16 protein-coding genes are annotated in these 19,276 nt (G+C 39.4%); 9 read left to right on the forward strand and 7 right to left on the reverse strand.

The window, feature by feature from the left end:
* Nucleotides 1-363 precede the first annotated feature (363 nt).
* The 3 genes from DP73_RS12120 to DP73_RS12130 are packed head-to-tail and all read left to right on the forward strand — an operon-like array spanning nucleotide 364 to nucleotide 2,224.
* The gene (locus DP73_RS12120; RefSeq protein ID WP_034599789.1) at nucleotides 364-735 is read left to right on the forward strand and encodes a GntR family transcriptional regulator; all 372 of its coding nucleotides are present in this window, start codon (nucleotides 364-366) and stop codon (nucleotides 733-735) included.
* Nucleotides 732-1,430 carry an ABC transporter ATP-binding protein gene (locus DP73_RS12125; RefSeq protein ID WP_034599791.1) on the forward strand — a complete coding sequence of 233 codons (699 nt, stop codon included), beginning with the start codon at nucleotides 732-734 and terminating at the stop codon, nucleotides 1,428-1,430. Before DP73_RS12120 ends, DP73_RS12125 begins: the two co-directional genes overlap by 4 nt.
* On the forward strand, nucleotides 1,424-2,224 hold the full coding sequence (locus DP73_RS12130) for a membrane protein (protein WP_034599792.1): 801 nt from the start codon (nucleotides 1,424-1,426) through the stop codon (nucleotides 2,222-2,224). The genes DP73_RS12125 and DP73_RS12130 overlap by 7 nt, the downstream gene beginning before the upstream one ends.
* A gap of 142 nt (nucleotides 2,225-2,366) precedes the next feature.
* Here DP73_RS12130 and fabG read toward each other — a convergent pair whose 3' ends face one another.
* Nucleotides 2,367-3,110 (reverse strand): 3-oxoacyl-ACP reductase FabG, encoded by a 744-nt coding sequence (fabG, locus tag DP73_RS12135; protein WP_034599793.1) that lies wholly within the window; start codon nucleotides 3,108-3,110, stop codon nucleotides 2,367-2,369.
* 256 nt (nucleotides 3,111-3,366) lie between these two features.
* Between fabG and DP73_RS12140 the strand changes: the two genes are divergently transcribed.
* Nucleotides 3,367-3,666, forward strand: coding sequence for a hypothetical protein (locus DP73_RS12140; RefSeq protein WP_034599794.1), 300 nt, complete (start codon nucleotides 3,367-3,369; stop codon nucleotides 3,664-3,666).
* Here the strand turns inward: DP73_RS12140 and DP73_RS12145 are convergent, their stop codons facing one another.
* Genes DP73_RS12145 through DP73_RS12155 form a run of 3 tightly spaced genes read right to left on the reverse strand, consistent with a single transcriptional unit; the run spans nucleotide 3,667 to nucleotide 9,013 of the window.
* Nucleotides 3,667-4,134 (reverse strand): hypothetical protein, encoded by a 468-nt coding sequence (locus DP73_RS12145; protein WP_034599797.1) that lies wholly within the window; start codon nucleotides 4,132-4,134, stop codon nucleotides 3,667-3,669.
* Between the two features lie 30 nt (nucleotides 4,135-4,164).
* A complete protein-coding gene (locus DP73_RS12150) occupies nucleotides 4,165-5,241 on the reverse strand; it encodes an HD domain-containing phosphohydrolase (RefSeq protein ID WP_034599799.1) in 1,077 nt (358 codons plus the stop codon).
* Nucleotides 5,234-9,013 (reverse strand): response regulator, encoded by a 3,780-nt coding sequence (locus tag DP73_RS12155; RefSeq protein WP_034599801.1) that lies wholly within the window; start codon nucleotides 9,011-9,013, stop codon nucleotides 5,234-5,236. The genes DP73_RS12150 and DP73_RS12155 overlap by 8 nt, the downstream gene beginning before the upstream one ends.
* Before the next feature lie 271 nt (nucleotides 9,014-9,284).
* Between DP73_RS12155 and DP73_RS12160 the strand changes: the two genes are divergently transcribed.
* Nucleotides 9,285-9,686 (forward strand): ferritin family protein, encoded by a 402-nt coding sequence (locus DP73_RS12160; protein ID WP_052090634.1) that lies wholly within the window; start codon nucleotides 9,285-9,287, stop codon nucleotides 9,684-9,686.
* Nucleotides 9,687-9,884: 198 nt separating this feature from the next.
* On the opposite strand, the gene lysA is transcribed toward DP73_RS12160, so the two are convergent.
* Both lysA and queC read right to left on the reverse strand, forming a co-directional pair.
* Nucleotides 9,885-11,144 carry a diaminopimelate decarboxylase gene (gene lysA / locus DP73_RS12165; RefSeq protein ID WP_034599803.1) on the reverse strand — a complete coding sequence of 420 codons (1,260 nt, stop codon included), beginning with the start codon at nucleotides 11,142-11,144 and terminating at the stop codon, nucleotides 9,885-9,887.
* A gap of 284 nt (nucleotides 11,145-11,428) precedes the next feature.
* A complete protein-coding gene (queC, locus tag DP73_RS12170) occupies nucleotides 11,429-12,088 on the reverse strand; it encodes a 7-cyano-7-deazaguanine synthase QueC (RefSeq protein WP_205623387.1) in 660 nt (219 codons plus the stop codon).
* A 391-nt stretch (nucleotides 12,089-12,479) separates the two neighbouring features.
* Between queC and DP73_RS12175 the strand changes: the two genes are divergently transcribed.
* From DP73_RS12175 to DP73_RS22625, 4 genes are all read left to right on the forward strand, one after another.
* Complete coding sequence (locus DP73_RS12175; protein WP_034599806.1) at nucleotides 12,480-13,025, forward strand: hypothetical protein; 546 nt, start codon at nucleotides 12,480-12,482, stop codon at nucleotides 13,023-13,025.
* 32 nt (nucleotides 13,026-13,057) lie between these two features.
* A complete protein-coding gene (locus tag DP73_RS12180; RefSeq protein ID WP_034599807.1) occupies nucleotides 13,058-13,732 on the forward strand; it encodes a response regulator transcription factor in 675 nt (224 codons plus the stop codon).
* Nucleotides 13,722-15,188, forward strand: coding sequence for a HAMP domain-containing sensor histidine kinase (locus DP73_RS12185; RefSeq protein WP_034599808.1), 1,467 nt, complete (start codon nucleotides 13,722-13,724; stop codon nucleotides 15,186-15,188). Before DP73_RS12180 ends, DP73_RS12185 begins: the two co-directional genes overlap by 11 nt.
* 80 nt (nucleotides 15,189-15,268) lie before the next feature.
* A complete protein-coding gene (locus DP73_RS22625; protein ID WP_014904322.1) occupies nucleotides 15,269-15,442 on the forward strand; it encodes a DUF3787 domain-containing protein in 174 nt (57 codons plus the stop codon).
* A gap of 184 nt (nucleotides 15,443-15,626) precedes the next feature.
* Here the strand turns inward: DP73_RS22625 and nifJ are convergent, their stop codons facing one another.
* The gene (nifJ, locus tag DP73_RS12190) at nucleotides 15,627-19,154 is read right to left on the reverse strand and encodes a pyruvate:ferredoxin (flavodoxin) oxidoreductase (protein ID WP_034599810.1); all 3,528 of its coding nucleotides are present in this window, start codon (nucleotides 19,152-19,154) and stop codon (nucleotides 15,627-15,629) included.
* Nucleotides 19,155-19,276 lie beyond the last annotated feature (122 nt).

Raw genomic sequence — 19,276 nt, forward strand, 5'->3', positions numbered from 1 at the left:
TAAAAATTGACGAAGACATAGTTGAACAAACAAAGCTCGGATATGAGAGTTATGTGTTGCTGGGTGAACGAGTCGGCACGAAGATTTAATTGACTAAATCCTCTCAAGAAGTCCACAAGTCTCCCTAAATATTTTTTCCAAAGGGCAGTCTCAAAATAGAATGATATTCTATTTTGAGACTGCCCTTTATCTTATTCTAAATTGCCAATAGCCAAGAGGCTTTGTCGTCGTTAGAGCTTCAGCTTAGTTCTTATCCTAATACTAATTAATTTTGATTCAAAAAAATGGCAAAAATCCTTGACAATAATTTGAATATGTATTATTGTATTAAGAGGTTAATACAATAATACAGAGGTGATATTAATGCCCTGGGAATTAAAAAATGACAGACCTATTTACACCCAGTTGATTGAACAAATTGAGCTAATGATATTTTCCGGTGTATACCCCCCGGGGTCTAAACTGCCTTCAGTACGGGATATGGCTCAAGAAGCCGCAGTAAATCCCAATACCATGCAAAGGGCTTTAGCGAAGATGGAGGACGATGGCCTCATTATTACTCACCGCACAAGCGGTCGATCGATTACGGAGGATGCACGGATGATTGAGAAAGCGAAAACTAAATTGGCTCAAGAGCAAATCTCGGACTTCTTAGAAAAAATGCAGTTGATGGGTTTCGAACAAAAGGAGATCTTAACTATTATCGATAACATGGTAAAGGAGATGAAGAAATGAGTGCGATTTTAGAATGCAGCGGTCTAACGAAACAATTTGGCAAGAAAGAAGCATTATCTGAGGTTAATTTAAAGGTAGAACGCGGGCAGATTGTTGGGCTTCTGGGACCAAACGGCAGCGGAAAAAGCACCCTCATCAAACTTGCCAATGAACTCTTAACCCCTACTAATGGTACAATTCTCATTGGAGGCAAGAAACCGGGGGTAGATACTAAGAAAATCGTATCCTACCTTCCGGAAAGGACTTATTTGAATGATTGGATGCGTGTAAACCAACTCATTGAGATGTTCTCCGATTTCTATGAAAATTTCAACCCTGAGAAGGCTTACGATATGTTAAAAAGTCTCAAGATCAATCCTGAAGACAGGCTAAAAACCATGTCCAAAGGTACGAAGGAAAAAGTGCAGTTAATTCTGGTTATGAGCCGCGAAGCAGAACTCTATCTATTGGATGAACCTATAGGCGGAGTTGATCCGGCTGCCAGAGATTATATTCTTCAAACAATACTTCGCAATTACAATGAAAAAGCAACAGTGATTATCTCCACCCACCTGATTTCAGATATAGAAAATATCTTGGATTATGTGATTTTTATAAATCAAGGGCAAGTAGTTTTGACCTCTTCTGTGGATGATATTCGAGACGAAAAAGGGAAATCTGTGGACAGTTTATTCAGGGAGGTGTTCAAATGTTAGGCAAGCTTATGAAGTATGAAGTTAAGGCCACCGGAAGAATATTCTTACCCCTATTTCTTGCTCTGCTAATTTTTGCAACTATCACCAGGTTCTTATCCTCAATCGGTCCGGAAGCATGGGATACCCCCGCAGTGATAAGCATCGTCATCTATGGCATTATTATGGTAGGAATGTTTGTAATGACCCTCATCATGATGATTCAGCGTTTTTACAAAAATCTGCTTTCTGACGAAGGCTATTTAATGCTTACACTCCCTGTAAAGCCCTGGCAGCACATTGTCAGTAAACTTCTGGTGTCAATGCTATGGATAGTAGCCAGTATAATTACGGCCTTTATTTCGAGTTTGGTTATCGCTCTTAAAAAAGGAGATCTCACAAATCTTTTAGCAGAATTTACGGCACTTTATCAACGTGCTATTCAAGAATTGGGTTCATCAGTCTATATTTGGTCTTTTGAGATTATAATAATGCTTCTTATTAGCTTAGCTTCAGGCATTTTAATTACCTATGCCTCAATCGCTCTCGGACACCTCTTCAATCGACATAAAATGTTAGCAACCTTTGGAGCTTTCATTGTCCTGAGTACCCTTACCCAGATCTTTTTCACAATTCTCGGCATGTTCCCGGGAGCCACTTATTTATCCAATCTTCATATCTCAGCCAATGATATTATTGGCATGCAGCGAATCGCTCATCTGGCAATGGCTGGCGGAATCATTTTCAACGCTCTTCTCTGCTCAGCCTACTTTGCAATAACCAATTTCATTTTAAGTAAGCGACTGAATTTGGAATAGTCTAGACTCTGCATCCCTGAACTTATGTTGAACCCATAGAATTAGGAATTCGCCCTTAAATTAACGAATATATCCCTATACGAACATGGTCAGGATTTTTCCCAACAATCCTGACCATGTTTTTTTTATTAATAGCTGTCGATTACATTAAAAATCCCCCACAAACTTTGATACACTCACCGGTAACAAAGCTCGAGTCATCTGAAGCCAAGAAGGATACTACAGAAGCGACTTCTGCTGGATTTCCCGCTCTGGCTGCCGGAATTAACATAAGGGCCATTGATTTTGCCGCCTCTGGCATACTTCTGGTCATCTCTGTGTCAATGAATCCCGGAGCTATAGCATTAACCGTTATATTTTTACCAGCAAGTTCCTTAGCAAGAGATTTTGTAAAGCCTAGCAGGCCTGCCTTTGATGCGCTATAGTTTGTCTGTCCAACATTACCCCAGGCGGATGTTGAGGAAAGGTTTATTATCTTGCCATATTCCTGTTTACGCATTTTATCAACCACTGCCTGACAACAATTGTATACACTGGTGAGATTTACAGATATGACTGCATCCCATTGATCCTGGGGCATTTTATGAAACATTGAATCTCTAGTGATTCCTGCATTATTGATCAATATGTCAACTTTGCCTAGTTTCTCATATATCTTCTTGAATACATCAGTTACCTCATTCCTATCCGCGATATTACATTTCATAGGAATGACTTTCTCACTACTGGCATCTAACTCTTTTGCAGTTTGATCCAATTGCTCTTGGTTAATGTCGATGGCCACTACTGAAGCAGCACCATCTTCCAGCAGTCGCTTTAGGATAGCGGCACCAATACCTTGGGCCGCTCCTGTGACAACTGCTACTTTATTTTCTAACTTGGCCAACTTTTCTTCCTCCTCCAACTTATTTAATAAGATCTATTTAAATTTTCCACATTATTTTGAATATTCCTTCCTAGTTGTCTTACTAGAGCAAAGATTACTTGAAAAAATAAAAGAGCCGAAGTCCTATCAGACTGGCTCTCATTGCTATATTCCCTGTTAATGAATGTCAAATTGGTGAATACTACATCTACTCAAATCTTTGAATCAGGTTTTGATGAAACATAACTTAACTACTACTTAAAAGAGAGGTGCTATTATGGAATACTATAGTGATTTAGAAAATGAATCCAATCTACAAAAGAAAGCCGATGTTTTAGCAGGTACTGCATTCAATGACCTATTTCCAGCGGAATTTATGAGACAGTATACGGAATTTAAATCAATCGAAGAATTACTAGCCTCCGGTGGATTCGTGATTAATTCTGAAGAAGATTATGATTCTATTCCTGATCAGGAAATTGATGCCCATATAGCCAAGACTACTCAATTTCAATCTTGGAGAGAAATGCTTACTAACGCCATACAAGCTGCAGCTCTCTTAAAAATCAGTAATTAATTACTCTCGAAGTTGCTCCAACATTTCAATATGCTTAGCTTTATTTTCAATCATATCTGTTAGTATTCGATAGGTATTTGTGCGAACATCATCACCGGTCTTTACAAATCTTCCTTGAATATCCAGGAACAAGGAATATACCGCTTTTTCCATTTCCAAGGAAAAGTTCAATAACTCTCGTGCATTCTTTACATTCTCAGTATTAATACGATTATTAAAGTCATTTATCAAGAAAGAAATCTTATCATAAATTGAAAAATCTATTTCTTCAAAATCCCTATCATTGACTAAGTTTAATAAAGTCTCGTAATACTCTATTGTCTTATTAACCTCTTTGTTTAAAACCTTAGTCAATATTTTAATTGATAAGATTTCCGCCTTATCCTGACCTATCTTTTCATAAACAGCTCTTCGGCGAACTGCAATATTGATTGCTTTTTCAATGATGTCTGCTACGTTGTATCCCATATTTTAACTCATCCACCTTATGTTATTCCCTTAAGACAAATATTTCTCCATGATCTCAATGAATTTTGCTTCTTTGCTTATAAAAGCATCTACAATATCCGGATCAAAATGTGTTCCTCTGCCCTCCAGAATAATCTCTTTCGCTTCATCATGGGTAAAGGCATTTTTATAGACTCTCTTACTTATCAAGGCATCATACACATCACTGACCGCCATTAGTCTACCTGAAATCGGAATTTCCATTCCGGCTAAGCCCCTAGGATATCCAGATCCGTCCCATTTTTCATGGTGTGTTAGCGCAATTTCTTTGGCTAGGGTTAGGAAGGAATCCTCACCTAATTCTTTGATTCCAACCATTAGTGACTCCCCGCCATAAATTGTGTGTTTCTTCATCTCTTCGAATTCTTCCTCAGTTAAGCGTCCTGGTTTCAAGAGAATGCTGTCCCGAACCCCCACTTTACCAATATCATGTAAGGGGGCTGATTGATATAAGAGTTCAATATAGTCGTTGGTTAGAATCCCTTTGTATTTGTCCATACCTTGCAGTTCTAAAGCCAATTCTTTGATGTATCCTTGAGTTCTTTTGATATGTTCTCCAGTTTCCGGATCCCTAGTCTCTGCTACTGCAGCAAGACAGTATATAGCGGCAGAGTTTGTTCTTTCCAGGAGTTTCGTTCTCTCCTTAACCTTTTCTTCTAAATACTGATTCTGATTTTCCAAGAAAAGTCGGGCCTCTTCAATTTTTAGTTGGGTTCTAACTCGTGCTTTTACTTCTACAATTTCAAAGGGCTTAGTAACATAATCCACTGCTCCTAAGGAAAATCCTTTGGTCTTTGAATCACTGTCGGTAATTGCAGAGAGTAAAATAACAGGTATATTCTCCCAGTCATGGGACTTCTTAATTGTCCGTAAAACTTCATACCCATCCATCTCAGGCATCATAATATCAAGAAGAATTAAATCTGGTTTCTGCCCTTCCAGGAGTTCCATGGCCTCTACCCCGTTAATGGCAATAATCAATTCGTAATCATCTTGGAGTGCTTCAACCAGAATATCAATATTCATTTCCGTATCATCAACTATCATGATAGTCTTTTGTTTACTCATGGCTCTGCTCCTTGATCAGGTTCAGTAATTCTTTAACCATAACCTTAGCCTCTTTATAACGGTAGCGATTAACTAGTTTTTTTATTTCGTTTATTTGTGTACTAAAGGGTAATTCTTGAGGATTAGAACCAAGCTCACTTATGATATCTTTTATTTCTTTAGCTCGAGCTTTTTCCAAAGCCTCGGCTAGTTTTGATAAGGCATCGCCAAGATCAAAATGGGAACTTAGCAGATTTTGCTTAGGATCCTTGATTGAAAGGATCTTGTTAATAGTCTCAGTTAGTTCTAAGTTTAATTTAGATAGTTCATCAAGCTTTTGCGCCAAATCTTGTTCCTTGTAGGACTCATAGTCTTCTTCTAATTGAATGATAAAAGTACTGAGCTTAATTGCCCCAATATTTCCGCTAACACTTTTAAGACTGTGAATCAATCGCTTCGCATCTTCATATTGATGATTCATCCTCATTGCCGTAAGATCTTCGGCTAGGTGGCTGTAGCTATCCGAGTATTTCTTTAATAAACCGGAATAGAATTCCTGTTTATTACCCAGTCGACTCAGAGTTCTTTCATAATCTAATATTTCCATCCTTTGATTAGCATGGGTTCCAAGGCTTTTGGTAGTCTTACTTACCAACCATTTTTCAAGGGTTTCAAACAATAATATAGGCTCGATAGGCTTGGAAATGTAATCATTCATTCCTGCTTCGATGCTTTTTTCCCGATCCCCTCTAAGGGCATTGGCCGTCATAGCTATAATAGGCAATTCCTCGCTTGAATAGCTTTCCCTTAGAATCTCTGTGGCTCTATATCCATCCATAATAGGCATTTGTACATCCATTAAAACAGCATCATATCTATTCGCATGAACATATTTAATAGCTTCCTGACCATTATCGGCAATGCTGACATGGATACCGGCTTGCTCTAGAATATCCTTCGCAACTAGTTGATTAATTTCGTTATCTTCAACTAGCAACAGTCGTTTGCCTGTCAGTTCCTCTCGAAACTTTGATCGAACCTCTTCATTGTGTATCCTACCCGCCTGACTCCAGGCTCTCCCTTTTAAAGCATTCATGACTGCATCAAACATAAGAGATTGATTAATAGGCTTTACCAAGAAATATTTGATTCCCAATTGATTTGCTTGAGTATAATAGCTTTCTCTTCCGGCGGCACTTACAAAAATTGTTTTCGGCAAAGTAATTTCGGTATTTGCTACTAACCTCTTATACATCTCTATTCCCGACAAATCAGGCAGATTATAATCTAAGACAAGCAAATCAAAGTCTATCTGATGCATCAGTTCAATGGCTTCAAATGGATTATTCAGGGCTGTTACCTCTAAGGAGAAAGAGCAAAGCATTCTTTCAAGAATTACAAGTGAGGTTTTATTGTGATCGACAACTAGTACTTTTTTTCCTCGTAAATCAGGATAGTCTGCAAAGTTAGGTTTTATTAGAGCCGAGTCCTTCTTAAATTGGAGAAGAACTTCAAAGCTGGCACCTTCTCCATAGACACTTTCGACCCAAATCTCCCCATTCATTAGTTCGACTAATTGTTTTGAAATGGTTAAACCAAGCCCGGTCCCGCCATATTTTCTGGTTGTCGAGCCATCTGCCTGGGTAAATGCTGAGAATAATTTTCCTATATGCTCCTCTTTAATTCCAATCCCTGTATCCGCTACCCTAAAATGCAGCTTAACTTTGTCCTCTGTTTCTTCGAAAACTCTAACAGAAACATTGACCTCTCCCTGATCTGTAAATTTTATAGCATTCGTAATTAAATTTGACAAAATTTGTTCTAAGCGAAATGGATCACCAATCAACTCCTCCGGTACTGCTTCTCCTCTGTCAAAATTTATATCTATCCCTTTATTAGTTGCAGAAATTGTATATAGATTTGATATATTCTCCAGAACTTTATCTAAATTAAACTGGATCATTTCTATTTCTAGTTTCCCGGCCTCAATTTTTGAGAAATCTAAAATATCATTGATGATTCGCAGCAGTGCTTTTGATGCTTCTTCAGTCTTTAAAACATAACTCTTCTGAGTGTCCTTTAAATCCGATTGTCTTAATAAATGGGTCAGTCCCATAATAGCATTCATGGGTGTTCTAATTTCATGACTCATATTGGCAAGGAATTGACTTTTTGCCTGACTAGCTTCTTCGGCTTCTTCCATAGCAGCCTTTAGCTCTACTTCTATCCTTTTTCTTTCTGTGATATTTTGAAGCACTCCTATGAACCTTTGTACGTTTCCCGCCCCATCTCGTTCAATGACTTGTCCTATAAAGGAAAACCAGATATTCGGGTCTGCTTTTAAGCGCACCTCAGTATAAAAGTCTTCGCCTATCATTGGTAAGTTCTCTTCCCGAAACGGGGTAAAATTGGAAAGATCTTTATCGTAAACATAATCCTCTAATTGTCCTTTAAACTGAACCCAATCACTCTCCTTGATGAGGCCCTGCTGATACCCAGGTGCATTGATTAAGTTCAGAAATATTCCATTAACCACCAAAACATTATTGTTGCAATTTGAATCATAGAGCCCTATATGTGAGGCTTCCATGGCAATTCTAAATCTATCTTCCGAAATAGCCAAATTATTAGTGACCTCTGTCAAAGCTAGCGTGCGGTCTTTTACCCGACACTCCAGTTCCACATTCAAACGTATTAACTCAGCTTCAGCACGCTGTCGTTCTTTAATTTCGTTGTTAAGGGTCTGGACATTGTTACGAATATTCCTAGCCATTTCATCAATGGTATTGGCAAGTATCCCGATTTCATCTTTGCTGGCTTTTAGGTCATAGGGGATTTCAATAAGATTCGTACCGTCAGAGTGTTGAATGATTTCCACCATACGAGTCAAAGGTTTTGTCATTACAGTTGTCATTTTATTAGCCGCAATGAAAATAAAGAGACATGCCCCCACTGCCCCGGCAATAATTAAGAATAATAAAAATCTCATTGCCTCTAAGGATTCACTGTGTTCTATTCCAATTGCTAAATATAAACCCTCAGAATTAGGTATTTTAGCGTAAATAAGATAATTGACTCTATCTTCTTGGATAATTTTTAATTCTCCTGAAGAGTGTAAAGTTACTAGATCTTTAAAGTTTTCAATAGACGGCGAAGGTTTTTCTAAATTAGGATTAATAATAGCTTTGCCGTTTGAGTCAAAAATCCACATTTCAGTAAATTTGCTCATTTTCTCTTCAACAAATGACCCCATTAATCTTTTGATGGGAATATTAATGATGATTGATCCCTTAAGATTACCATCTTCATCCATTACCTTTGTCCCAATATAAGTAACATATTCTGCGTCATTTTCATCAAAAACCGGTTTAGAGATCAAGGTCAATTGATCCCCGGCTAACAATTGCTTTGCAAAATCAGCATCCTTAAGATTATCGGGATTAGAGGCATACTCTTCACCAGTTACCCACCTGTATTTCATAGCTGACCATAAATTATTTCGATTCATTTGCTTATCAATTTCTTTTTTAACACTTGGGTATTGACCTTTTTTAAAGGTTTCTGTACTAGCAAGCTGCTCTAACATATTTGCCTGGTTATTAAACCCTTCGCCAAGATATCGGGCTTCCCCATCAACAACCTGTAACCCGATATGACTTATCAAGGGTTTAATGATGTTGTCTACTTGATAATATAAAAAAGTACATAATAAAACTAGAACAATAAACATTAGCATTGTATAGGTAGCTCTTAATTTGTGTTTAAAAGATTTATTGACAAAATTCCTTTTCAAAAACCGACATCTCTTTTCTTCCCTTAAGTTTTCTTATCTTTTCGACAAATAAAGCATCTATTCCTGCTAATTATCAGAACCTAACCTCATCAAAACCGTCTTAGCCTTAGTCTTAATTTAGTATTTAAAAACTAAGTTTATTATTATCAATATTAATTGACAAGCATATTTGTTCTTGATAAAATTTATATTATAATTACTAATATATATTTGCTTGCACTAATATCAAACCGAGCTTTTTCTATATGATTTAAAAGGGAGAGTTTTGAAAATGCAAACCCCACTGTCCACTGAAATCCCAGCAAAAAAGAGAGTGCAGCTCATAAAAGCTCAGCAAGGAGAGCTGGATGCCGTAATAGTATATCGCAGATTGGCTGAAGCCGTAGACGACAAAACCAGTAAAAAAACCTTTCTGAGAATTGCCGCAGATGAAGGGAAACATGCAAGTATCCTAAAGAAATATACCAATGAAACTTTGCAGGCCAGAAATTTTAAGGCTATAGTAGTTACTAACCTGTACAAAATTCTAGGGTCTCGATTTACGCTTAAATTGCTAGAAAAAGGAGAACTCAAGGCCGTAGAGGGGTATTCCCAACTGGTCTCTGACTTCCCAAGTATTGGAGATATCATTCGTGACGAAGCAATACATGCAAATTTATTAAAAAAAATGTAGATTAAACATTAGACTGCACCCGTGTTGTTTCATAAAATGTATCTAGCTTACTTAGGGTCTAGATTTAAACATAATACTTCTAGCTCCGAAAAACTCTATTATTTAACAAACAAGATGGTTAAGCGTATGTGCTTAACCATCTTGTTTTTAGCTTCTGATTAACTTAGTCTCCATCGTCTTAAGGGAGCGACCACCTTATTAATCTTCAAGTCCTGCAAAATCCAACGTTGCAAAAAGATCCTCAAGGGTCTCCGCCCGTCGAATCAGTTCGACACTGCCATCTTCCTTGAGAAGTAACTCAGCCGAGCGAAGTTTACCATTATAGTTAAATCCCATAGCATGACCATGTGCACCTGCATCATGAATAACCACGATATCATCAACATCCATTCTGGGCAAAGCTCTGTCTATGGCAAATTTGTCGTTGTTCTCACAAAGCCCCCCTGTTACATCGTAAATATAGTCACAGGGCCAATCCTCTTTTCCCATAACAGTTATATGATGATAAGCGCCATAGAGAGCAGGTCGCATTAAGTTTGCCATACAGGCATCTACGCCTACGTAGTTTTTGTAGATTTCCTTCTTATGCAATACCTTTGTTACTAAATAACCATAAGGGCCCAAGATCATCCGTCCGCTTTCCATAGCGATCTTTAAAGGATCTAATCCTTTTTCAATAATATATTTGTCATAAGCCTTTTTAATCCCTTGACTAACAACATCCAGGTTTACTGGTTCTTGCTCTGGACGATAAGGGATTCCAATACCCCCGCCAAGATTAACAAATTCTATTTTAATCCCTAACTTCTCGTTTATTTCTCCAATAAGCTTAAACATCATTGTGGCAGTCTCAATAAAATACTTAGCATCTAATTCGTTAGATATAATCATCGTGTGGATCCCAAAGCGTTCAACCCCTTTTTCTTGGGCAACACGATATGCTTCAAAAATTTGATCCTTGGTTAAGCCATATTTAGCATCAGCAGGCTTCCCGATAATCGCATTTCCACCGTCCCGAAGTCGACCGGGATTATAGCGAAATGATAAGATTTTTGGTAAGCCCACATTTTTGTCTAAGTAATCAATATGAGAGAAATCATCGAGATTTATAATTGCGCCTAATTCTAGGGCCTTATTATACTCGTTCAAAGGTGTATTATTGGATGTAAACATAATATTTTCATCAAAAATTCTAGCCTTTTCGGCTAATATAAGCTCTGCCAAGGAACTGCAATCCGCTCCAAACCCTTCCTCCCTTAAAACTTTAAGGATATAAGGGTTAGGTGTTGCTTTTACCGCAAAGTACTCTTTGAACTCCGGAGCCCAGCTGAAGGCATCTATCAATTTACGGGCATTTTTTCGAATGGCCCCTTCGTCATAAATATGAAACGGGGAACCGTATTCTCCGATGATTGTTTCTAACTGTTGCGTGTTAAAAGGTAAGCTTTTTTCTGCCACTAATGTTCTCCTCCTACTTCAATGTATGCCCAGAATAAAAAACAGTTGTTCAAGAGCGCAGACGAATCCATGGATTTTTTTTAGATACTTTTATTATAGCATTTAGTAGATCCGTGAGAAAATTGAACTCCGCAAAGAATCCTAAATAACTTCTTAAACACCAATTATAAGGTGCCAATCGCCAAATTGTAAAGCCCAAGAACCAAAGAATCAATGACCAAAAATACCCTTCGAGAACATTTACGCCTTAAATAGGCAAAAACCATTAACAATAAGAGACTGCCTCAACTTGACTGCTCTTTTTTATCTAAATATTTCTTCAGTCCGGCATTTCGCAACATACAAGCAGGGCACTCGCCACACCCTTCTCCCATAATCCCGTTATAACAAGTTAATGTATTCTTCTGCACGTATTCTAGGTGTCCTAATTGATCAGCCAATTCCCAAGTCTCAGCCTTATCAATCCACATCAACGGCGTATCTATGACAAAGGAATAATCCATTGCTAAGTTTAATGTAACATTCAAGGATTTTATAAAGATATCACGACAATCAGGGTAACCACTAAAATCAGTCTCACAAACGCCTGTAACAATATGTTTAATACCTTTTTGCTTTGCCACAACCGCTGCAAATGAAAGGAACAATAAGTTGCGTCCGTCCACAAATGTAGTAGGTGGCTGCCCGTCTTCGCCGGTCTTAATTTCCAACTCAGTTCTGGTTAGTGCATTCGGAGCCAGCTGGTTAAGTAAACTCATATCTATTACCATATGCGGTATATTAAACTCCTCAGCTATTTTCCTCGCACAATCAATCTCACTCTTATGTCTTTGATTATAGTTGAAGGTGACTGCTTCCACTCTTTTAAAGGTTTTCATTGCCCAAAAAAGGCAAGTAGTACTATCTTGTCCACCACTGAATACGACCAATGCTGACTGATTCAATAGATTCCCCTCCATGCTAACCTAAATAATTCCTCTTAATTCTACCGGCATCAGTAGAGATTCTATCCTTATTGTCAATAATATATTACTGTTCTATTACATTCTCATCCCAAATTTAACGAACCTCTAAAGAACCGAGGAATCAGTTTGAATGATCACTGAAGTTAGTCTCAGATGGGATTTATCTCTACCTCTTCCGATTTAATTCGTATAATTATAGCATAAATCAGCGTCCCAAAGAGTGCTCTTTTCTATTGAAACGAAAAGGATTATGGGATAGAATTTTTTTAATGATATTTTAATAATTAGCAAATTCTTCTTGAAGTTTTTTTGGTTATTATTAATTCATAGTCATCTGACTTAACAAAAAAACATTAGGAGGAACAAATTAATGACTACCCTAGAACAAGTGGAAAAACTACGCTCAATGGGAAATATAAGTTACGATGAGGCTAAATCTGCTCTGGATGCTTCAAACGGAGATTTGCTTGAGGCCATTATCTATTTAGAGAAACTGGGAAAACTAACTCCGCCTACTGGAGGAGGTTACTATAGCAGTCATAAAACAATAGATATTAGCGCTGTAGCCTGCAAAGACGCTTCCTGGGATAAGCATAAAACTAATCAAAGCGGAAAGACTTTTATGGCTACTGTGAAAGGGATTTGGCAATTTTGTTTGAACTTAATTCAGAGAGGTAATGCTAATTCCTTAGAAGTACTAATGGGCGGGGAAAGCAAAGCAGTTTTACCCGTCACTGTCCTTGCTTTACTCCTGATATTCGCTTTCTGGATTACTATTCCACTTATGATAATTGGGTTTTTCTTTGGTTTTCGCTATCGCTTCCACGGACCGGACTTTAAGGGAAGAACAGTCAACCAGGTGATGAATAGTGCTGCAAACGCTGCCGAGAATCTTAAAAAGTCAATGAATAAATAGTCAAAGAATCTACGAGAAATGGCGGGGCTTTGATGAGTTCGAAAATATTAATTATCGAGGATGAAGAAAAAATTGCCCGATTTGTCGAGCTTGAGCTTGGTTATGAGGGATATACTACAAAAAAGGCCTTCGATGGCCGAACAGGGCTTGAACTCGCTGAAACCGGCGAGTTCGACCTCATTTTACTTGATGTTATGCTGCCTCAGCTAAGCGGCATGGAAGTGCTGCGTAGAATTCGCCGCACTTCCTCAGTTCCAATTATCATGCTAACTGCCAGAGACAGTGTCATGGATAAAGTATCCGGTCTAGACAGCGGGGCAAGTGATTATATCACCAAACCTTTTGCTATTGAGGAGCTTCTTGCCCGCATCCGTACAGCTCTTAGAAAAAGCATACCTGAGGAATTGGTGTTGTCTGCCTCCGGTCTACAATTAGACACTGGCCGCCGCACAGTTACCATGATGGGCATACCTATTGATTTAACCAAACGTGAATTTGATCTCCTGCACTATCTCTTGAAAAATAAAGGGTTAGTTATTTCTCGGGAAACATTGCTTGAAAATGTATGGGGCTTTGATTTTTCCGGAGAAACCAATGCTGTTGATGTTTACGTTCGTTTTCTGCGTGGAAAAATTGACGAGGTGTTTGATACGAAGTTAATTCATACTGTAAGAGGAGTGGGATATGTGATCAAAGATGAAAAATGAACCGTCGAGCACTTCTACTAACGGTATTGGTAATAAAATACGATTTTCCTTAGTATGGAAGCTTAATATTAGACTTTTTCTACGTTTAGTTGTTATATTCCTAACAATTAATGTATTTCTCTGCTTTGCGTCGGTGGCAGCAGTAATTGTGCGCACCGAGATGACTGTCACCAATGCTGCCCAATTGCTCAATCATAGCGGACTTCCCACTGAAGATACCGAAAGCTGGCTTAAAGTCCAAGGCTACAGCGTGTCACTCCTGACAGAAGAACAGGAAGGGTTTAGAATTCCTAATTTCATTCAAAAAATTCTCCCCGACGACGTTATCACCGGCTCAAGAAGTGTGCACATCCCAGAATCAGAAAGCATGGACTCTTGGCGGCACTCAGAGGGTATTCTCTATAATGTGACAATCGATGCTGACGGACGCACTTATCTTATTTCCATCAGCCTTAAAGAAACCCTAATAATATTTTTAGGGATATTTGTTTTACTACTGATTCTGGAGATTTTGATGCTGCTTGTCAGCATTTCTTCAGGGGCAGGAACCATCCGCAGGGCTCTCAGACCTATAGAAGAATTAGCTGAAACTGCACAAAACCTCAATACAGACGATACTTTTACTCCTCAACAGTTAGCAGTTCTGGCAGGCAAACTAGATGATATTAATGTTAGCCGACTGGATACGAGAATCTCAGTAAACGATACCCAGAGTGAATTAAAGACTCTCGCCGGAGCTATTAACGATATGCTGGATAGAATCAACGCATCCTATCGTTCTCAAGTTCGCTTTGTATCTGATGCCTCTCACGAACTTAGAACGCCCATTTCTGTTATTCAGGGGTATGCCAATCTGCTAGATCGCTGGGGAAAGAATGATGAAAAGGCTCTCCAGGAATCTATTGATGCCATTAAAGCAGAAACTTCGAATATGAAGGGATTAGTGGAACAGCTCTTGTTTCTGGCACGAGGGGACAACAACACCATGGCTTTGCAAATAGATCATTTTGAGCTGTCCCTTCTTGCTTTAGAAGTACTGCGCGAAACCCAGATGATCGACAGCGGACACGAATATAATTCCAGTGTTACATCAGTTTTTATTAAGGCAGATAAAGGCCTCATCAAACAAGCGATGCGAATCTTGATTGACAATGCTATTAAGTATACTCCTCCCGGAAACCGGATTACTGTTTCGGTTTCCGGAGCAGGTGGCTTTGCTCGACTAACTGTTCAAGATGAAGGAATTGGTATTGCTTCGGATGCCGTTCCGAAAATCTTTGACAGGTTCTTTCGGGCTGACGAATCCCGAGCCAGAGCTACCGGCGGAACCGGACTGGGCTTATCTATTGCCAAGTGGATAACAGAGCGTCATGGCGGGCACATGGAGGTTCTGAGCAGACAAGATATCGGTACTAAGATTTCTATAGTACTCCCCATTGCTGAAGAGAATCTATAAAAATCCTAGAAGAATGATTAATCACAATTAGAGAATAAAAAATTGGGAATAATAAGATGAATCTTAAAGGAGGTATTGTAATGGCTGAAAATAAATCAAAGGAAAAGTTCTTGGCAAACCCTATTGAAAGACACGACACAGCTGCTTGGCGCGGGCATATCGAAAAAACCAAACCTGAATCCAATGTCCCTATCCCCAGCGAAGAATCTGTCCATAATGCTAAAGAATGGGTTGATTCAAATTCCTTGTCCTAACAACTGAAAGAAGAATCTGACCAAAATGACTCCCGACTTATAATCGGGAGTCATTTGGCGTGTAAGAGGGACGGTCCTTTTAACACATTACTTTGTGTTAAAAGGACCGTCCCTCTTACACGCTCGCCAAAAAAAGGCATGCCGGCTTGTTCCGACATGCCTTCTATATTTAGGAGGTTTTAGATCAATACTGCATTTCTGCAAAACGCTTTAAGGTCTGATATTTTTCTTTAGCATGCCCTTCAGCCACATCGAACATCTCTTGAGCGACATCTGGGAACACATTCATGAGCGAGGAATAACGAATTTCCCCTTTTATAAAATCTTGGAAAGAAGCTGTAGGTTCTTTAGAATCCAGAACAAAGGGGTTCTTACCTTGACCTTTAAGCCGGGGGTCAAAGCGCCAGAGATGCCAGTAACCTGATTCAACCGCTTTCTTCTGCTCAAAGATGCTTGTACCCATTCCGGATTTAATTCCGTGGTTCACACAAGATGCATAAGCAATGATGATAGACGGTCCCGGATAGCTTTCCGCTTCAGCGATTGCTTTAATTGTCTGATTCATATTAGCTCCCATAGCAATTTGAGCCACATAGACATAGCCATAGGTCGTCGCCATAAGACCCAAGTCTTTTTTACGGACTTTTTTACCTGCTGCGGCGAATTTGGCAATGGCTGCAGTTTGAGTTGCTTTGGAGGATTGCCCACCTGTATTGGAGTATACCTCGGTATCCATAATGAAGATATTGATATCATCCCCGCTAGCAATGACATGATCCAGGCCATTATAGCCAATATCGTAGGCAAAACCATCTCCTCCGAAAATCCAGACAGAGGGTTTGATTAGATAATCTTTCTTTTCTTTGATTTCTGAGAGAATTGGATTACCGGCGACATCCTCATTTTTCATGGCCTCTAGTACATGTGCAGAGGCTCTCTTCGATCCCTCTCCATCCTCCATGTTATCAAGCCATTCCTTAAAGGCCTCTTTCAGTTTTTCACTGAGAGAACTTTCTAACCCTTGTTGCATTAAATGCGCAAGCTTAGCTCTAATTTGCTTAGATCCTAAATACATACCATAGCCAAACTCGGCATTATCTTCAAAGAGAGGATTCATCCAGGCAGGTCCTTTTCCTTCCGCGTTGACCGTATACGGAACAGATGGTGCACTCCCCCCCCAGATCGAAGAACACCCTGTTGCATTGGCGATTAACATTCTATCACCGTATAACTGGGTTATAAGTCTGGCATAAGGTGTCTCTCCACAGCCAGGGCAAGCTCCATGGAACTCAAGCAGCGGCCGGGCGAATTGACTTCCTTTTAGAGTTTTAACATCCATAAGATGGCGTTTCTCAGTTACATTCTTAATGGCATATTCCCAGTTTTCCGATTCCATTTCGATCTCATGATCAGCAGGTTTCATAATGATGGCTTTGCCAGGGGCCGGGCAAATATCAGCACAGTTACCGCAACCGGTACAGTCCAAAGGCGCAACCTGAATTCGATAGTGGTAGCCATCGAGTCCTTTGCCAATCGGCTTTTTAGTTTTAAAGGTATCCGGTGCTTTTTCAAGTTCACTATCATCCAATAGGAAGGGGCGAATTGTGGCATGGGGACAGATATAAGCGCACTGGTTGCACTGAATACACTTGTCAATTTGCCATTCCGGTATATAGACTGCAATACCGCGTTTTTCGTAACGTGTTGTACTTAAGGGGAAAGTACCGTCTTCTATTCCGACAAAGGCACTGGTTGGCAAGTCTTCACCTTCATGGCGGGCCATAGGCCTTTGGATGTTTTTAACAAAATCCGGTTCATCCTTAATGGGCATATCTTCATCAGGAACCTCTGCCCAAGAAGCAGGAACTTCTACCTTATGTAAGGCTTCAATTCCACGATCGACAGCCTTATAGTTCATTTCAACAATATTAGAGCCTTTTTTGCCATAGACCTTCTCGATTGAGTCTTTCAGGTATTGAATTGCTTCCTCAACAGGAATTACTTTTGCCAATTTAAAGAATGCAGCCTGCATAACCATGTTGATGCGTCCGCCAAGTCCAATATCCCGCGCAATAGCTATGGCGTCGATGGTGTAAAAACTAATATTATTTTTGGCAATATAGCGCTTTAAATAAGCCGGCAGGTGATCCTCTAATTCTTTAGCTTCCCAAGGACAGTTTAAGACAAAGGTTCCACCTTTTTTTAATCCTTTTAAAATATCGTAGTGATAGATAAATGACTTATTATGGCAAGCAATATAATCTGCATCAAACACCAGATATGATGATTTGATTAGCTCCTTGCCAAAACGGAGGTGCGAAATTGTTGTGCCACCGGACTTTTTACTATCATATTCGAAGTATCCTTGGACATTCAGTTCAGTATTGTCTCCAATAATTTTTATGGCGCTTTTATTCGCGCCAACAGTACCATCAGAGCCCAGTCCCCAGAATTTACAACGAATTGTTCCCTCCGGTGATGCATCAATGGTCTCCTCGATCGGTAAGGAGGTATGGCTCACATCATCGATAATACCGATGGTAAATCGATCTTTAGGCTGAGCCTTCTTCAGATTTTGATATGCAGCGAGGATCTGCGAAGGAGTTGTATCCCTAGATCCTAAGCCGTAGCGACCTCCGATAATTAATGGTTTTGTAGTTTCATGGTTAAAAATCTGTAACAAATCCAGGTAGAGCGGTTCACCTGTAGAACCCGGTTCCTTAGTCCGATCTAAAACGGCTATCTTTTTAACTGATTTTGGCAGGACATCGAAGAAGTACTTTTTAGAGAATGGGCGATATAAATGTACCTTAATTAAACCTACCTTCTCCCCTCTTTGAGCCAAGAAGTCGATGGTTTCTTCAATCGTATTACAAACCGAACCCATGGCGACGAGAATATTCTCTGCTTCCGGGTCACCATAGTATTGGAAGGGATGATATTCCCGTCCGGTTATTTTCTTAATCTCTTTAAAATAGTCTTCGACAATATCCGGAACAGCCTCAAAGAAAGGGTTAGATACTTCCCGTCCTTGGAAATAAATATCCGGATTTTGGGCGGTACCTCTAAGCACAGGGTGGTTGGGATTCAAAGCCCGATCTCTAAATTCTTGGATCTTTTCGAAGTCGACAAGTTTAGCAATTTCGTCATAACTTGTGGTCTCAATTTTTTGTACTTCGTGAGAAGTTCTGAAACCATCAAAAAAGTGTAAGACCGGAACTCGCGATTTAATGGCCGCGAGATGGGCAACAAACCCTAAATCCATTGCTTCTTGAACATTATTTGAACAGATCATTGTAAACCCGGTTTGGCGAGCAGCATTAATATCTTGATGATCTCCGAAAATGGATAAGGCATGAGCTGCTAAAGCTCTGGCGCTGACGTGAAAAACTGCCGGAACGAGATTTCCTGCCATTTTATACATTTCTGGAATCATAAGCAGTAAGCCTTGAGAAGCGGTATAAGTTGTTGTCAAAGCCCCGGCTTGAAGAGAACCGTGCAAGGCGGCTGAGGCCCCAGACTCAGATTGCATCTCAACTACTCTTACCGGTTGGTCAAAGATATTTTTTTTGCCATGAGCCGCCCATTCGTCAACTCCTTCAGCCATAGGCGAAGATGGGGTGATCGGGAAGATGGTTGCAACTTCAGTCAGGGCATACGATGCCTCTGCAGCAGCCTGATTTCCATCCATTGTCTTCATTTTCTTAGCCACACAAAGAACCTCCTCAAAATGCTTTTTTGATCATAGGCTTAAATTAGTATTTGTCAATGGTCAACTCTCATACATATTTTCTTAAAAAAATACAAATTGATTAAAATCAATTAACAAAAAGA

It is taken from the genome of Desulfosporosinus sp. HMP52 (genome assembly GCF_000765145.1).
GTDB lineage: Bacteria > Bacillota > Desulfitobacteriia > Desulfitobacteriales > Desulfitobacteriaceae > Desulfosporosinus.

Excerpts from the sequence above, each read along its gene's own strand:
- DP73_RS12120 (WP_034599789.1), top strand. The coding sequence starts at position 364 with ATGCCCTGGGAATTAAAAAATGACAGACCTATTTACACCCAGTTGATT.
- DP73_RS12125 (WP_034599791.1), top strand. The coding sequence starts at position 732 with ATGAGTGCGATTTTAGAATGCAGCGGTCTAACGAAACAATTTGGCAAG.
- DP73_RS12130 (WP_034599792.1), top strand. The coding sequence starts at position 1,424 with ATGTTAGGCAAGCTTATGAAGTATGAAGTTAAGGCCACCGGAAGAATA.
- DP73_RS12140 (WP_034599794.1), top strand. The coding sequence starts at position 3,367 with ATGGAATACTATAGTGATTTAGAAAATGAATCCAATCTACAAAAGAAA.
- DP73_RS12145 (WP_034599797.1), bottom strand. The coding sequence starts at position 4,134 with ATGGGATACAACGTAGCAGACATCATTGAAAAAGCAATCAATATTGCA.
- DP73_RS12150 (WP_034599799.1), bottom strand. The coding sequence starts at position 5,241 with ATGAGTAAACAAAAGACTATCATGATAGTTGATGATACGGAAATGAAT.
- DP73_RS12160 (WP_052090634.1), top strand. The coding sequence starts at position 9,285 with ATGCAAACCCCACTGTCCACTGAAATCCCAGCAAAAAAGAGAGTGCAG.
- DP73_RS12175 (WP_034599806.1), top strand. The coding sequence starts at position 12,480 with ATGACTACCCTAGAACAAGTGGAAAAACTACGCTCAATGGGAAATATA.
- DP73_RS12180 (WP_034599807.1), top strand. The coding sequence starts at position 13,058 with ATGAGTTCGAAAATATTAATTATCGAGGATGAAGAAAAAATTGCCCGA.
- DP73_RS12185 (WP_034599808.1), top strand. The coding sequence starts at position 13,722 with ATGAAAAATGAACCGTCGAGCACTTCTACTAACGGTATTGGTAATAAA.
- DP73_RS22625 (WP_014904322.1), top strand. The coding sequence starts at position 15,269 with ATGGCTGAAAATAAATCAAAGGAAAAGTTCTTGGCAAACCCTATTGAA.